Source organism: Wolbachia endosymbiont of Nilaparvata lugens (assembly GCF_007115045.1).
Lineage (GTDB): Bacteria > Pseudomonadota > Alphaproteobacteria > Rickettsiales > Anaplasmataceae > Wolbachia.
Map to the genome: position 1 here is coordinate 648,608 of NZ_MUIY01000001.1, position 14,544 is coordinate 663,151.

Consider the following 14,544-nt stretch of genomic DNA (forward strand, 5'->3'; position numbering starts at 1 on the left):
ATTTAAGTCAAGTTTTTTCATGTCTTTGTATGATAAGCAATGTTGGAGTAAAGAATAAAGTTAAGACCGTTGCAGTCAATATTCCACTTGCTATGGTTGCTGAAATATCAACCCACCACTGGCTTGATGGAGCATCATATGTGATTTGTAGCGTAAAAAAACTGATATTTAACCTAGTAATCATCGGTATTAAACCAAGAACTGTAGTTGCAACGGTAAGTAGTATTGGCCTGATGCGAGAAATTGAAGCGTTTATTATACATTGCTTAATGTTATTTTGCGCACCTTAATTTGCTGATGAAAGGCATCAAGCAATAGTATATTATTATTCACTATAATTCCTGCTAAAGCAATTATCCCCACTCCACACATGACAACTACAAAAACTTTCTGAATAAGAAAGAAAATGAAAAATACACATGTTGTTGATAAAAACACTGCTGTCATTACGATAAATGTATAGTATATGTTGTTAAACTGTGCCACTAGCACCAATATCATCAATGTAATTGCTAATATAAAAGCCTTTAATAAAAATGCTCCTGATTTTTGTTGATCTTCCTTGTCACCTTTGAAATCAATCTTTACTCCTTTACTACAGTCTTGAGTAATCGAATTTTGAATGAACTTAACTCTTTCATCAACAAGATAGCCAGTATCAACGTCAGCAGAGATTGTTACTGTGCGTGATCCATCAATCCTACTTAGTTTATTTGCCTTTTTTTCGGGAACGTATTTCACTATGCTACTCATAGAATATGGTCCATTTGCTGTATTAATAAAAAGGTTGTCTATAGTTTTCATGTTGCGATTCTTTCTGGGAAAGAGTAGTACAATATCAATTTCTTCATCTGCGTTATTTGGTCTATATTTTGCAATTAATACTCCATTTGTAACCATCTTTATAAAATCACCGATGGTTGCAACACTTACTCCAGAGCTTGTAGCCTTACTCTTATCAATACTAATATTCCACTCTATTTCAGGTGCTGATCTACTATCTTGAATATTTATAAATCCAGATGAAGGTTGGTCCATAATTTTTAGGATTTTCTCTGCTACTGAATTCAAGTTGGATGCACTTCCGCTTAAGTTAATTTGTATTGGCTTGTCAGCTGATGGTCCTGACTTTTGTTCCTGTACATCAATTATTACTCCTTTTATGTTTTGCACACAGCTCCTTATATCATTTAGTATTTGCTTGGCTTTGCGCCTGCAGCGCCAATCTACAAGTTCCAATTGAATTTTGGCAATAACGTTGTCTGAAAATTTTCCTGACCGAGCATAAAAAACATAAATTTCTTTTTCAACACCCAAAATACGTTCTTCTACTTTCTTAAGTATCAAATCTCGTTCTTTGGCTGATAAGCTTTCTTTTACTTTAACGCTGATTAAAATGTTATCTGAATCTACATTCGGAAAGAACTTTAATCCAGGACCAAAAGTAAAATATAATATACTAGACAAAAATAAAACAAACACAACAACACATACAAATTTTTTGGGGTGATCTAAGACTTTCTCTAACATACGTACATAAGTTCTTATTATAAGCCCAGTATTTTTTATCTCACCACTTTCTATAGCACTCATTCTTATTATTTCTTTTTTTGAAGTTATGGAAGGTTTACCAAATATTGCACCAAGTGTTGGTATAAAAACCAAAGCCATAATTAGCGATCCAGTTAAAGTTAGAATTATTGTAATTGGTATGTACTGCATAAATTTACCGACTGTATCGGGCCAGAGTAACAGAGGGAAAAACACTGCTAATTTAGTCAATGTTGATGATAAAACTGGATAGAACATATCATGAACTGAGGTGCAAAAGGCTTCTACTTTATCCATGCCACAAATCATCTTTCTATCAGCATATTCGCTGATTACAATTGCATCATCAACCAGCATGCCAACTGCCATAATTAAACTGAAGAGCACAACTATATTTAGAGTAATACCCATGAGGTAAAGAGCCATTATTCCTATTAGAAAGGAGCCAGGTATTGATAGTGCAACAAGAATAGCAGCCCTTGTTCCCATAAAGAGCATTATTATGGTTAATATTAGTAATACGGCAAATATTATACCATTTTCCAAGTCGTCAAGCACATCACGTACATTTTTTGACTGGTCATTCAAATAAACTACTTTTAAATTTTCAGGTAATTGATCTTTTGCTTTGTCCATTAAGTATTTTACTTGATTTACCGTGTCTATTATGTTTTTTCCATTACGTTTTGAAATTTCTAGTACAATGCTAGGTAGTCCATTAATACGAGCAAATCCTTGGTGATCCTCAAACCCAAGGTATACTTTTGCTATATCTTTGATTCTCAAAACTGCATCACTTTGAGATCTAATAGGAATATTCATAATATCTTCTATGTCTTTTAATAACCCTGATATTTTAATCGAATATTTACCGGTATCATTTTCTAGTGATCCGGCTCCTACCAATCTGTTGTTGTTTGATATAGCTTGAAATATCTCATTTGATTGAATGTTATATTTTGTTAGAACTGTGGGCTCAATTATAACTTCCACTGTTTCTTTACGCATACCTGCTACTTCAACTTTAAGAACATTTGGCAGAGATTCTATTTCTTTCTTTAGTTTGCGTGCTATTTCAGTTAAAGTTCTTTCCGGCAAATTACCAATCAAAGCAACAAGGACAACATTGCAAATTTAGAGTTCAAAAGGGTTATTCCTCGAGAACTACTGCGTCAGAAAGCTGGCGCTGAATTTGTATATAATGTTGATCTTGGAGGTTTTTATGAATAATAGTGAGAGAAAAGAGAAATTAGAAACTCGTATTCTATCAAGTAGGGGTAGGTCTTTACTTGACCATGAGCTACTGGAACGTAATCTATCCGCGTGTACAGAAGGAAGAGAAGTCGCCAAAAGGCTAATGGAGCTTTTTAGTAGTTTAGGAAGGGTAATTAATGCTGATTTTCATGAGCTAAAAAATGTTACAGGAATGAACGATGGAGCAATAGCAAGTATCTTTTGTCTGAAAGAGATTTTCGATAGGATATTGAAAGGTAAGTTAAAAAAGCTGTCGATTCTTGATAATAGAGAAGAGCTATTAAAATACTTTAAAGCAGCAATAGGTCAGTCACGAAAGGAAAGCTTACGAGTGGTATACTTAGATCGAAGTGGTCATTTAATATATGAGTATATTCAAGATTGTGGAACTATAGACAGAGTACCTCTATATGTGAGGGAAATAATAAAGCAGGGGTTACTGATTGACGCAGCATCTGTTGCAATTTCACATAATCATCCAAGTGGAGATATAGAACCATCAAAGGAGGATGAGGATAACACACTTACATTAGCTGCAACCTGTGAAAATGTAGGAATGAAATTGATAGATCATATAATCGTAACACAGAAGAGCCACTTTAGTTTTTATGACAGTGGTTTATTGTAACCTATAGACCGGAAGGAGAGTTCTCTAGCTCTCCTTCTTTTTTTTCTACTTCATAAATTACAAAATTCAATGTAAGCTTGAACAGCTAAAATTAGTAATGAAAGGTGGAATTAGGCAAAAAAATAAAAGAGCTTAGGTTATACTGTGGTTTGACACAAACTGAATTAGGAAAAAGAATAGGCGTTTCATATAGACAGATACAAAGGTACGAAAATGGTTCAAATTGCATTTTAGCCAGTAGGCTATATGACTTAGCAAAAGCCCTATCAATTGATGTTGCTGATTTCTTTACTGGTATGCATACTGACTCACATGAAGCTTATGATGAAGAAATACTAAAACTAGTCAAAGGATATAACGAAATTAAGAGCAAAAGGTTACGTAGCGTAGTTTATATATTGGTAAAATCTTTTTCTCAAAGTATATTATCTGATACGTAAAATGACCATACAACATCCTATCGATAAGCAAATAGGTGAAAGAATAAGGAAAAGAAGGCTAATGTGTGGTTTGAGCCAAAGGGACTTAGGAAAAAAGCTTGGAATTTCATTTCAGCATATACAAGGATATGAAACTGGAGAGGTAAGGCTTATAGTTGATAGGCTGTATAATTTGGCAGAAGCTTTGTCCGTTGATATGTCATATTTTTTCACCAAAGCCTTTGAAGACTTGCATGATAAGGCCTTCCGTAGCGATGTGGGCAGCAAAGAAATATCGAGATTAGTAAGAGAATATAGAAAAATTAAAGATGAAATATTGTGTAACATAGTTCATTCAGTAATAAAAGCGCTTGCCAATAAGTAATAATGCCTAAATGTATTTCCAACTCACCTTTACAAGAAAATTATTGGTTAAAGTAAATTATTTACGGTAAACTTGATTGAATTTTAAAAACTACTTTACTTCGCAATAGCTAAGGCTATGTAAAAACATAGCCTCCGATCAAGAACGCCCTACGGATGTCGTTTTGTTGTCTTTTAATTTATTCACCCAAGAAAAGGTCTCACTACTTTTAGAATTTTGGTCTCCCCACCTTCCACATCTAGTAAAGCTGCCTTTTTCCACTACTTCTTTAACAGACATTCCACCAAATAAACAACCTTGTCCTATGATTTCTCCTATTTTTTGCAACTCATTCCACATTTCTTCATCTTCTACCTCAATTTGTACTTGATGATAGTCTTCTGTATCGTGATATACCATTAAATTTAGCTCTCCTAGGCTAGTGCAAAGTGTTACTGTAAAAGCGCTGTTATCGGATATATCTACGTAATTTCTTTTACCGTCCTTCCCGGTTTTGACCTCAACTTCACCATCACCTATTTTTATGATATTGCCACCGAGATTTAAATCTCCCTTGCTCAGGCCCAAGTTTTTTGCGCCTTCTACAACTTTTGCAACATCAACTATGCAGCTATGTGAAAATTCCATATAGAAGGTCTTATTATCGATTTCTACATTTTCAACAGTTCCTTCTATAGTAGCGTTCTCTCCAACTTCCCTGAGTTTTTTGAGCCTACTATATATTTGTGGCTCAACTTCTTTTTGCACCTTTTGATGAATTTCAGTTATTTTCTTATCAACTTGTACATTAAAATCTGCTCCATTTAAGGCTAACTTCCTGATTATATCCTCTTGTTTATTTCCTTTGAATTCATCACGATGCATCTTAAACATTGTAACATTAGCGAAGCTAATGCCATCTTCGTTGCGAGCGTTTACTCTTATTCCTAAATCCAAAGCTTCATCGACAATTTTACTTAATTTGTCTAGATTTTCAGCTGCAATAGCTTTTTCCAAGAATTCATTTAATTTCACATTTTCATATTCACTTAGCCTTATCTTGCATAAAGCTGATCGAAATGGATTGAGCTCCTCAGGATATGTTAAGACAGGTAATTTACTAATCTTTTTATTTGCTGTTGGAGCAGCTTTTATAAAATTAGGTAATAACCCTTCTTTTGCTATTCGCTCTACCGCTTTTAACATTTTACTAGACAATTTTTTACCATTTATTTTTTTCATTGTAACCCTCACTTAATTTCATTACTATTCGATCATATCGTGATAAATATTATTTAATTGTTAATATTATACGACTTATTGATTTACTGTATATTATAATAACAAGTTTTGCGGGCATCTACACTAGAAAAACACATCCTATAAAAATTATTTCAGTTTCAACAAAAATGGGGTATCGTAATCGTAAAATTGAAAAAAATGGATATCCTATCTTACTCTACTGAAAAGCTGAAAAAGCATTGTCAGCTACTTGATAATGAAGAAAAAATAATTCTATATGAGCAGCTGCTAGACAAGGCTAAAGATATACTTGAAAACTCAAGAGATGATATTGCAAAGTTGAAAGAGGTAAGCAAAGCAGTTGTAGCAATAGAGGAAACTACCGATAAGCAGTTACTAGAAAAGTTTAATGATGATCACCCGCTAAGAGAAGTGGACATTTTAATCTACTCTCCTCAAGGAAATACTGAATATCTATTCAGCATAGATAACTCATCAGAGCTTTATGATTTAAAAGAAGATAAAGAAAAAGCTCTTTATAATGCAGTAAAGTTAAATGATGTTGAGCTTGTAAAAAAGCTGCTAATGATCCTTTCACCTACAGAAGTAAGTAATTTTGACACGAAATACTTGGAAGAATTGAAAATATTGCTGTCAGGAATTCACAAAGAATTGCAATTATCACAAGATATGAAAAATTATCTTGAGAAGACGATAAAGTTCTATAGTTTTTTATGTAGTAATTTTAACTTACTAGTTACAAATCCTACTGACGTAAAAGCCATAATTGATCTATTTGCTGCTCAACCAAATATTGATTACCAAATAGATAAGCTTCTACTTTCTTTTATTGTAAGAAATGTTGAGGAAAAAAAGCTAAACTCTGAAATTAGTCATATGATAGAACTTCTTGAGCAACACGAAAGATTTGCTGAGCTCGAATACAAGGTTAGAAGATTAAGATCAGAGTTTGCAAGTGGCAAAAGCAGATACTCGGCTGAAGTAATACGAAATAGCATTGCAGAACGAGAAAAAGAGATGAGGGAAATTGAGAAAAAATACGTAAGGCCAAACGATTTAATTAGCGAGAGGCAGAAATTATTAAAGCAATTACTTTGCTAGCTTTTTTTCCACTTCATAAAATTTGTTGTAAGTTTGAATAAGAGGTGAAAAGTGCAATTAGGTAAAAAAATAAAACAACTTAGGTTAGATCGTGCTTTGACACAGACCGAATTGGGAAAGAGAATAGGTGTTTCGTATAGACAGATACAAAAGTACGAAAATGGTTCAAATTGTGTTTTGGCCAGTAGATTATATGATTTAGCAAAAGCACTATCGATAGATGTTGCTAACTTTTTTACTGATATGCACACTGACTCACATGAAGCTTATGATGAAGAAATACTAAAGTTAGTCAAAGGATATAACGAAATTAAGAGCAAAAGGTTACGTAGTGCAGTTTATATATTGGTAAAATCTTTTTCTCAAAGTGATAATACATAGTTAATATTACCTGATACGTAAAATGACTATACAACATCCTATCGATAAACAAATAGGGGAAAGAATAAGGAAAAGAAGGCTAATGTGTGGTTTTAGTCAAAGAGAGTTAGGAAAAAAGCTTGAAATTTCATTTCAGCATGTACAAGGATATGAAAGCGGAGAGATTAGGCTTGTAGTTGATAGGTTATATAAATTAGCAGAAGTACTATCGGTTGATATGTCGTATTTTTTTACCAAATCCTCTGAAGACTTACATGATAAGGCCTTCCGTAGTGATGTGGGCAGCGAAGAAATATCAAGGCTAGTGAGGGAATATAGGAAAATTAAGGATGAAACATTGTGTGACATTGTCCATTTAGTGATTAGAGGTTGTCCACAAACAATTAAATTCAAGCATATTCCCTACTTAACATAACCCTACTCATAGGCAGATATATGAAACTTTCAGTAGATGTTGTAAGTAAATCGTACTCCTTTGATAGTCTTCTATTNTTGTGGTAAACTTAAAAGTGGTCGCTTTAATAGTGATAAAGAGAACTGGACTTATATTCCAGTACCAAAAATAATCAATGAAAATTTATTTGATTCAGTGCAAACACAATTAGCTGAAAATAGACAAAGAGCAAGAGTACGGCAAAGAAGAGAAACATATTTATTGCAAGGTTTAATGGTATGTCAACGTTGTCAATATACTTATTGTGGTACAAACCACGTTCATAAAAAGTCGACATATTATTACTATCGTTGCTCTGGTACAAACTCTAGCAAATTTAATGGCAATAAAATCTGCGATAATAAATCAATACGCACTGATGTATTAGATGGAGTTATATGGGAAGAAGTCAAGAGTATCCTGAAAGAGCCAGATAGGATTGCAAATGAATATCAACGTAGATTGTCAGAGAACAAAAAGCCTTTACATAATCAAACACGTGAAAAGCAAGAAAGTAAGTTAAGATTAAGTATCAAAAAATTTATTGATAGCTATGCTAAAGGGTTTATAAGCCAAGAAGAATTTGAACCAAGAATCACAACAATGAAACAGCATTTGAAAGAAATTGAAGAAGAGAAAGAAAGAACGCTTGATCAAAAAAAACTACAACAAGAATTGAGCCTTGTTACAGATAGCTTGAAAAACTTTTCCTCAAGTGTTGAATCAAAGCTTGATCAAGTGGATTGGCAGACTAAGCAAAATATTATTAGAATGTTAATTCATCAAATTGAAATCAATCACAATCACTTGTATATAGTATTTCGCATAAAAAGTCTTGCAAATTTTGATCAAAATAGCCATAATAGAATTATGCAATGTTGTACTAGCAGTCAATATTGTTGGACTGCCGGATAAAACTGTTGCAGAATCCAGAGAGCGTATCAGAGCAGCGTTAAATTCAATCAATCTTCTGTTACCTCCAAAAAGAATCACAGTTAATCTTTCCCCTGCGGATTTGCTTAAAGAAGGTAGTCATTATGACTTAGCTATTGCTGTTGGATTACTTGTTGTAATGAATGTGATACCAGTTGAAAAAGTTCAGTCTTATATAATTATGGGCGAGCTTGCACTAGACAGCAGAGTCATACCAATCTCAGGAGTACTTCCAACAGCAATCAATGCAAAACAGGCAAATAAAGGAGTAATTTGCCCAAGGGGAAATGGAGTAGAAGCTTCATGGGTAAAGAATGTTTCTATTCTAGCTATAGAGAAATTAACCGATATTATCAGACATTTTAAGGGTGAGCAGTTAATTCAGCCGGTAACTTTTAACTATAGCGCTGCACCCAAAGAAAAAAATTCAGTTCCAGATATAAAGGATATTAAAGGTCAAGTTGTTGCAAAAAGAGCAGCTGAAATTGCAGCAGCAGGTGGACACAATATGCTTCTTGTTGGACCTCCTGGTACTGGAAAGTCAATGCTTGCTAAGCGATTTATAGGGCTATTACCCGATTTGACTGAACAAGAGATGATTGATGTTAATATTATCTCTAGCATAACAAAAGCCGGTAACGAAACATTTAAAGTAACTCGTCCCTTTCGTGAACCTCATCACTCATGCTCGATGTCAGCGATGATAGGAGGAGGAAAAAATGCAAAGCCTGGGGAAATTACCATGGCTCACAATGGTGTGTTATTTCTTGACGAGCTACCTGAATTTCCAAGGCTTGTGCTTGATTCTCTACGCCAACCACTTGAAGATAGAAAAGTCACTATCGCAAGGGCAAATGCTCACATTACTTATCCAGCTAATTTTCAACTTATAGCTGCAATGAATCCCTGCAGGTGCGGTTACTTAGGTGATGCAAGTAGATCGTGCAACAAAGCTCCAAAATGCGGCACAGATTATAGAAATAAAATATCAGGACCTTTGCTTGATAGAATAGACATATGCATTGAAATGCCAAACGTCAATATATTCTCTCCTGAAATTTGTTCAGAAGGAGAAAGTACTAAGACGATAAGAGAAAGAGTGATATCAGCGAGAAAAATTCAAGCTGAGCGTTATAGTAAATTGAATATTTATTGCAATGCAGAAGTAATCGGTGAAGCATTAACTAAGCCAGACGAGGAAGGATTAGAATTACTAAAACACGTACTAAAAGAAAATTACATTTCTAATCGAGGCTACACACGCGTATTAAGAGTCGCAAGAACCATTGCAGATCTTGCGAAAAGTGAAGAAATAAAAAGAGCACACATTGCAGAAGCGCTGAATTACAGAATAAGAATGTATAAATAAATTAAATTACTTGACGGGCAGCTTTTTCTTGCTATATACTACCATTAGTGAAATTTTAATATTTTAGGAGTAGATTTATGCCAAGACTTGAAGCAATAAAAAATAAATATCAAAGTGAAGGACTTTGGTCAGCAGTTAAAGAAGTTCCTGTGCAAGGTTGGGATCTTGTAAAAGAAAATCCGCGTAAAACAGCTGCTACTTTTGTGTCAATTGCAGCAGTAGCTTCGCTTACGGCTGCTTATTTTTTAAGTCCAGTTTATGCAACCTTTGTTGGTGCATCTGTAGTAAAAGCTGCAGCACTTGTTAGTCCTGCCATTACTGCAATGTCTACATTTGCAACTGCTCATCCACTTGTTGCTAGTTTGGTAGTTCTTGCTGCAGTGGCAGCTTTAATAACTGCAACTGTGTATGCATGTAAAAACAGTGGTAAATCAGAGGAAATAAAAGCCCTCAATAGCAATATTAACGGAGTAGTAGCAAAAGTAAACGACGAGAATCAATCACCAGGAACTAAGATTAATGAAACTCAAGCAGTGACTGAGGGGGTGGGTACTCGCTCTGTATAAATTATGCTTTCAACAAAAAGGACAGAAGTCTGTCCTTTTTTACTTACAAGTACTTTCTGTTTTTTTTGCAGTTTTAAATAGTGTTGTTTGAAAGTCTATAATCATTACATTTCTTAATGTTAAGAATAAGTAAATCTTGTTCACTATTTGTATATATCAAAACGAAAAATGTTTGCATATTATTAAAAAAGCAGTAACTTGTTATCAAGTGAATTCACTAATATTTGAGTAATTTAAATGTCAATCGACCTTGGTTTACCAGATTTACCCATATTGCACCCAAGGATTACCGTTGTGGGAGTGGGTGGTGCTGGTGGAAATGCTGTGAACAACATGATTCAATCCAATTTACAAGGAGTAAATTTTGTTGTAGCAAATACCGATGCTCAAGCGTTAGAGAAGTCATTGTGTGATAAAAAAATTCAACTTGGTATCAACTTAACTAAAGGACTTGGTGCTGGTGCTTTGCCTGATGTTGGTAAAGGTGCAGCAGAAGAATCAATTGATGAAATTATGGAGCATATAAAAGATAGCCATATGCTCTTTATCACAGCAGGGATGGGTGGTGGTACTGGAACAGGTGCTGCACCGGTAATTGCAAAGGCAGCCAAAGAAGCAAGAGCTGCAGTTAAAGATAAAGGAGCAAAAGAAAAAAAGATACTGACTGTTGGAGTTGTAACCAAGCCGTTCGGTTTTGAAGGTGTGCGACGTATGCGCATTGCAGAGCTTGGACTTGAAGAGTTGCAAAAGCACGTAGATACACTTATTGTTATTCCCAATCAAAACTTGTTTAGAATTGCTAATGAGAAAACTACATTTGCTGATGCATTTCAACTCGCCGATAATGTTCTACATATTGGCATAAGAGGAGTAACTGATTTGATGATCATGCCAGGACTTATTAATCTTGATTTTGCTGACATAGAAACAGTAATGAGTGAGATGGGTAAAGCAATGATTGGTACTGGAGAGGCAGAAGGAGAAGATAGGGCAATTAGTGCTGCAGAGGCTGCGATATCTAATCCATTACTTGATAATGTATCAATGAAAGGTGCACAAGGAATATTAATTAATATTACTGGTGGTGGAGATATGACTCTATTTGAAGTTGATGCTGCAGCCAATAGAGTGCGTGAAGAAGTCGATGAAAATGCAAATATAATATTTGGTGCCACTTTTGATCAGGCGATGGAAGGAAGAGTTAGAGTTTCTGTTCTTGCAACTGGCATTGATAGCTGTAACGACAATTCATCTGTTAATCAAAACAAGATCCCAGCAGAGGAAAAAAATTTTAAATGGCCTTATAATCAAGTTCCTATATCAGAAACAAAAGAATATGCTTCAACTGAGCAAACAAACGAAAGAGTTAAGTGGGGCAGCAATGTTTATGATATACCAGCTTATCTAAGAAGAAAAAAATAATGCAATTTTGGCTACTCAAGTCGGAACCAAGTGAATACTCGTGGCAAAAAATGGAAAAGGAGCAGGTGACGCAGTGGAATGGTGTATGCAATTATCAAGCTCAAAATTACATGAGAGCTATGAAATTAGGCGATCTTGCATTTTTTTATCATACAGGTAAAGAGAAAGTTATACTTGGAATAGTTGAAGTATTAAAGGAGTATTATCATGTTTATAATTCCAAATTTGGATTAGTGAATGTAAAACTTTTGAAACCTTTAAGTAACCAGGTGACGTTAAACAGTATAAAACAAAACCCACTTTTGAAAAATATGGTTATATTAAAACAGTCACGTTTATCAGTTTCTTCGGTTTTAGAGACTGAGTGGAATGAAATAATAAGGATGAGCGAATGTTAGAAGTGAGCATTCTTGATAAGAGGTGGCATAGTATTACGAAAGACCCACAGAGTTTTGTATTAAATATTATTAATGCTTCTCTAAAAGAATTAAAAATAGATCATTATAAACCAAATATATCAATAGCTCTCGCTGATGATAACTTGCTACATCAACTTAATCTTAAGTTTAGAGAAATAGATAAGCCAACTAATGTACTATCATTTCCATGCGAACAGTTATCTAGTGAATGTGATCTAGGAGACATAGTAATTGCAGTAGATACAATAGAAAGAGAGTCTCATGAGTACTGTATATCTATCCTCACTCACACTGCACACATGTTAGTTCATGGATTGCTGCATTTACTTGGCTATGATCATCAAAAAGAAGATGAAGAAATTATAATGAAAAGTTTAGAGAGCAAGATTTTAGCTTTGCTTGAATTTGAAAAGGAAAAGTATGGTAGATAATACCAAAATATGTTATTTACAAAAAAGGGGTTTTAGCTGTAAAAGGTAAGCAATATGGTTCAGTTTTCTTTACCAAAAAATTCTAAAGTTAATAAAAAGGGCAAGGTTTATCCTACTCCGACTGGAGCAAAAAATATTAGAAGATTTCAAATTTATCGTTGGTCTGCTGATGATGATAAAAATCCAAGAATAGACACATTTTTTATCGATATGGATAATTGTGGCCCTATGGTACTTGATGCATTAATAAAAATAAAGGATGAAATAGATTCAACCTTAACTTTTAGACGCTCTTGCAGAGAAGGAATATGCGGATCTTGTGCAATGAATATTGATGGTACCAACACTCTCGCATGCACTAAATCTATACATGATATAAAAGGTGAAGTAAAAATATATCCACTACCTCATATGTATATAGTAAAGGATCTAGTTCCAGATCTAAGCCAATTTTATGAGCAATACAAATCGATTAAACCTTGGTTACAAACAGATAAATCTGCCTTACAAAATAAAGAATACTTTCAATCTCCTGAAGATAGAAAAAAATTGGATGGTCTGTCTGATTGTATACTATGTGCTTGCTGTTCGACTGGTTGCCCAAGCTATTGGTGGAATGATGATAAATTTTTAGGGCCAGCGATATTACTGCAAGCTTATAGATGGATTGCTGACAGTCGTGATAATAAGAAAGAAGAAAGACTTGCTTCTTTAAACGACCCATTTAAGTTGTATCGTTGTCATACAATAATGAATTGTACAAAAACCTGCCCGAAAGGTCTTAACCCAGCAAAAGCGATAGCGAAAGTAAAACAGCTTATGGTAGAGAGAGGAGGAATTTGAGTGTTATTTCTGGCACTCTTCGTAAGAAAATAGTAGACCCTCTGAAGCATAGGGTATTGTTAATACTCTAAACGTTTTTCCGTTCATGAAATGTATTGTTTCACCATATGATTCCAGTAATCTTTTGAACAACTCATGTCTTTGATTATTAATAGTTTGAAAATCATTTTTTCCTAAAAGCTTTTTAGATTCAAATAGGTGAAGCATAATTTCGTGATAAGTTGGATAAGACTCCAAAAATTTTGGATCAAACTGAAAAGTTTTTATAAAAGCGTTATTATAAAATTTTAGCTTTTGATCCTTACTATATATCGCTACAGCAATTGATAGCTTCTCAAGCAAACTTTCTTGTGCAGCTAAACAATTGCTTAGCTCAGTATGTAATTTTTTTTCATCACTAATATCTTTTCCATACATTACTATGCTATTAGAATTTTGCATTGGAACTTCAACAAAATTAAAAACCTTAGGTTCGTTCTTGTAAGTTATTACACACTCTCCTGGTTTTACGTTATAGGAGCCACTCGCAACAGTAAATTTTTTAGAGCTGCCTATATATTTATCATAAAATAAGTTATAAAACCTTACTTTTTTATTCTTATTGTGCTTCAGTATTGGAAATGGTAAAGAGTCAAAAATTTTTTTATAGTTCTCCATTTCTCGCATAAGCTTACTATTTTCTAACTCAAGTTCGTTAGCTTTTATCTTATAATCTGAGATATTCCTTATCCATAACAACACACCAATCACGTTATTAGAATAATCTATTATGCTTCTACCATAACATGTGCAATAAACCTCACTGTCTTTTGACTTTAAATCTAGAGTAAAAGATTTATTTATTTCCTTTGCCTCAGCAAAACTTTTAATTAAGCTTTCTGATTGCTCAAAAAAATTTACAAACTCATTAAATGAATAAAAAACAGTATTAAGCAAAATTAGTAAATTGGGAGAAAATTTTTCTATACGTTTTTTTGCGTCCCAAATATAAAATCCATCATTCACAGTATCTATTAAATTATTTATGATAACATTTTGATGTTGTAAGTCCTTAATCTTATTACTAATTTTTAATTTAGAATATGAGAAAAAGAAGAATACTAGAATTAGTAGTAAAACTATTTCATACAAAAAAAACATAGTATTCCAAAACAAATATAAAAATTT

The 14,544-nt window shown here is 33.7% G+C and carries 15 protein-coding genes and 2 pseudogenes; 13 read left to right on the top strand and 4 right to left on the bottom strand.

The window, feature by feature from the left end:
- Positions 1-7: 7 nt before the first annotated feature.
- Positions 8-2,661 (bottom strand): annotated as a pseudogene (locus tag BWZ41_RS03345) (efflux RND transporter permease subunit).
- Between the two features lie 112 nt (positions 2,662-2,773).
- Between BWZ41_RS03345 and BWZ41_RS03350 the strand changes: the two are divergent.
- The 3 genes from BWZ41_RS03350 to BWZ41_RS03360 all read left to right on the top strand — a co-directional run bounded on the left by BWZ41_RS03350 (position 2,774) and on the right by BWZ41_RS03360 (position 4,237).
- Positions 2,774-3,433, top strand: coding sequence for a JAB domain-containing protein (locus tag BWZ41_RS03350; protein ID WP_143689033.1), 660 nt, complete (start codon positions 2,774-2,776; stop codon positions 3,431-3,433).
- Between the two features lie 104 nt (positions 3,434-3,537).
- Positions 3,538-3,873 (top strand): helix-turn-helix domain-containing protein, encoded by a 336-nt coding sequence (locus BWZ41_RS03355; protein WP_143689034.1) that lies wholly within the window; start codon positions 3,538-3,540, stop codon positions 3,871-3,873.
- Between the two features lies 1 nt (position 3,874).
- Positions 3,875-4,237, top strand: a complete 363-nt coding sequence (locus tag BWZ41_RS03360) for a helix-turn-helix domain-containing protein (protein ID WP_143689035.1) — start codon at positions 3,875-3,877, stop codon at positions 4,235-4,237.
- Between the two features lie 138 nt (positions 4,238-4,375).
- Here the strand turns inward: BWZ41_RS03360 and BWZ41_RS03365 are convergent, their stop codons facing one another.
- Complete coding sequence (locus tag BWZ41_RS03365; protein ID WP_143689036.1) at positions 4,376-5,458, bottom strand: hypothetical protein; 1,083 nt, start codon at positions 5,456-5,458, stop codon at positions 4,376-4,378.
- A gap of 198 nt (positions 5,459-5,656) precedes the next feature.
- On the opposite strand from BWZ41_RS03365, the gene BWZ41_RS03370 reads away from it, so the two are divergent.
- From BWZ41_RS03370 to BWZ41_RS03380, 3 genes are read left to right on the top strand one after another with little or no spacing between them, the layout of a single operon-like run.
- Positions 5,657-6,580 (top strand): hypothetical protein, encoded by a 924-nt coding sequence (locus BWZ41_RS03370; RefSeq protein WP_143689037.1) that lies wholly within the window; start codon positions 5,657-5,659, stop codon positions 6,578-6,580.
- Positions 6,581-6,631: 51 nt separating this feature from the next.
- Positions 6,632-6,961, top strand: a complete 330-nt coding sequence (locus BWZ41_RS03375; RefSeq protein WP_007549995.1) for a helix-turn-helix domain-containing protein — start codon at positions 6,632-6,634, stop codon at positions 6,959-6,961.
- Positions 6,962-6,983: 22 nt separating this feature from the next.
- Positions 6,984-7,376, top strand: a complete 393-nt coding sequence (locus BWZ41_RS03380; protein ID WP_143689038.1) for a helix-turn-helix domain-containing protein — start codon at positions 6,984-6,986, stop codon at positions 7,374-7,376.
- Here the strand turns inward: BWZ41_RS03380 and BWZ41_RS03385 are convergent.
- Positions 7,351-7,452, bottom strand: a pseudogene (locus tag BWZ41_RS03385) (IS5-like element ISWpi1 family transposase); the annotation flags it as partial. The gene BWZ41_RS03380 and the pseudogene BWZ41_RS03385 overlap by 26 nt on opposite strands.
- 98 nt (positions 7,453-7,550) lie before the next feature.
- On the opposite strand from BWZ41_RS03385, the gene BWZ41_RS03390 reads away from it, so the two are divergent.
- The 7 genes from BWZ41_RS03390 (at position 7,551) to BWZ41_RS03420 (ending at position 13,377) form a co-directional block, all read left to right on the top strand.
- Entirely contained in the window at positions 7,551-8,309 is a 759-nt protein-coding gene (locus BWZ41_RS03390; protein ID WP_277750557.1) for a recombinase zinc ribbon domain-containing protein, read from the top strand.
- A complete protein-coding gene (locus BWZ41_RS03395; protein WP_241653887.1) occupies positions 8,239-9,696 on the top strand; it encodes a YifB family Mg chelatase-like AAA ATPase in 1,458 nt (485 codons plus the stop codon). Before BWZ41_RS03390 ends, BWZ41_RS03395 begins: the two co-directional genes overlap by 71 nt.
- Positions 9,697-9,773: 77 nt before the next feature.
- On the top strand, positions 9,774-10,262 hold the full coding sequence (locus tag BWZ41_RS03400) for a hypothetical protein (RefSeq protein ID WP_143689392.1): 489 nt from the start codon (positions 9,774-9,776) through the stop codon (positions 10,260-10,262).
- Between the two features lie 237 nt (positions 10,263-10,499).
- Positions 10,500-11,684, top strand: coding sequence for a cell division protein FtsZ (gene ftsZ, locus BWZ41_RS03405; RefSeq protein WP_143689393.1), 1,185 nt, complete (start codon positions 10,500-10,502; stop codon positions 11,682-11,684).
- A complete protein-coding gene (locus BWZ41_RS03410; RefSeq protein WP_143689394.1) occupies positions 11,684-12,082 on the top strand; it encodes an EVE domain-containing protein in 399 nt (132 codons plus the stop codon). Before ftsZ ends, BWZ41_RS03410 begins: the two co-directional genes overlap by 1 nt.
- Positions 12,076-12,534, top strand: coding sequence for an rRNA maturation RNase YbeY (gene ybeY, locus BWZ41_RS03415; protein ID WP_143689395.1), 459 nt, complete (start codon positions 12,076-12,078; stop codon positions 12,532-12,534). The genes BWZ41_RS03410 and ybeY overlap by 7 nt, the downstream gene beginning before the upstream one ends.
- Positions 12,535-12,588: 54 nt before the next feature.
- Positions 12,589-13,377 carry a succinate dehydrogenase iron-sulfur subunit gene (locus BWZ41_RS03420; protein ID WP_143689396.1) on the top strand — a complete coding sequence of 263 codons (789 nt, stop codon included), beginning with the start codon at positions 12,589-12,591 and terminating at the stop codon, positions 13,375-13,377.
- A 3-nt stretch (positions 13,378-13,380) separates the two neighbouring features.
- Here BWZ41_RS03420 and BWZ41_RS03425 read toward each other — a convergent pair whose 3' ends face one another.
- A complete protein-coding gene (locus BWZ41_RS03425) occupies positions 13,381-14,517 on the bottom strand; it encodes a hypothetical protein (RefSeq protein WP_143689397.1) in 1,137 nt (378 codons plus the stop codon).
- Positions 14,518-14,544 lie beyond the last annotated feature (27 nt).

Bases quoted from the DNA above. Each gene is read 5' to 3' on its own strand.
- BWZ41_RS03380 (WP_143689038.1), top strand. From the start codon at position 6,984: ATGACTATACAACATCCTATCGATAAACAAATAGGGGAAAGAATAAGG.
- BWZ41_RS03350 (WP_143689033.1), top strand. From the start codon at position 2,774: ATGAATAATAGTGAGAGAAAAGAGAAATTAGAAACTCGTATTCTATCA.
- ybeY (WP_143689395.1), top strand. From the start codon at position 12,076: ATGTTAGAAGTGAGCATTCTTGATAAGAGGTGGCATAGTATTACGAAA.
- BWZ41_RS03370 (WP_143689037.1), top strand. From the start codon at position 5,657: ATGGATATCCTATCTTACTCTACTGAAAAGCTGAAAAAGCATTGTCAG.
- BWZ41_RS03425 (WP_143689397.1), bottom strand. From the start codon at position 14,517: ATGTTTTTTTTGTATGAAATAGTTTTACTACTAATTCTAGTATTCTTC.
- BWZ41_RS03420 (WP_143689396.1), top strand. From the start codon at position 12,589: ATGGTTCAGTTTTCTTTACCAAAAAATTCTAAAGTTAATAAAAAGGGC.
- BWZ41_RS03365 (WP_143689036.1), bottom strand. From the start codon at position 5,458: ATGAAAAAAATAAATGGTAAAAAATTGTCTAGTAAAATGTTAAAAGCG.
- BWZ41_RS03360 (WP_143689035.1), top strand. From the start codon at position 3,875: ATGACCATACAACATCCTATCGATAAGCAAATAGGTGAAAGAATAAGG.
- ftsZ (WP_143689393.1), top strand. From the start codon at position 10,500: ATGTCAATCGACCTTGGTTTACCAGATTTACCCATATTGCACCCAAGG.
- BWZ41_RS03400 (WP_143689392.1), top strand. From the start codon at position 9,774: ATGCCAAGACTTGAAGCAATAAAAAATAAATATCAAAGTGAAGGACTT.
- BWZ41_RS03410 (WP_143689394.1), top strand. From the start codon at position 11,684: ATGCAATTTTGGCTACTCAAGTCGGAACCAAGTGAATACTCGTGGCAA.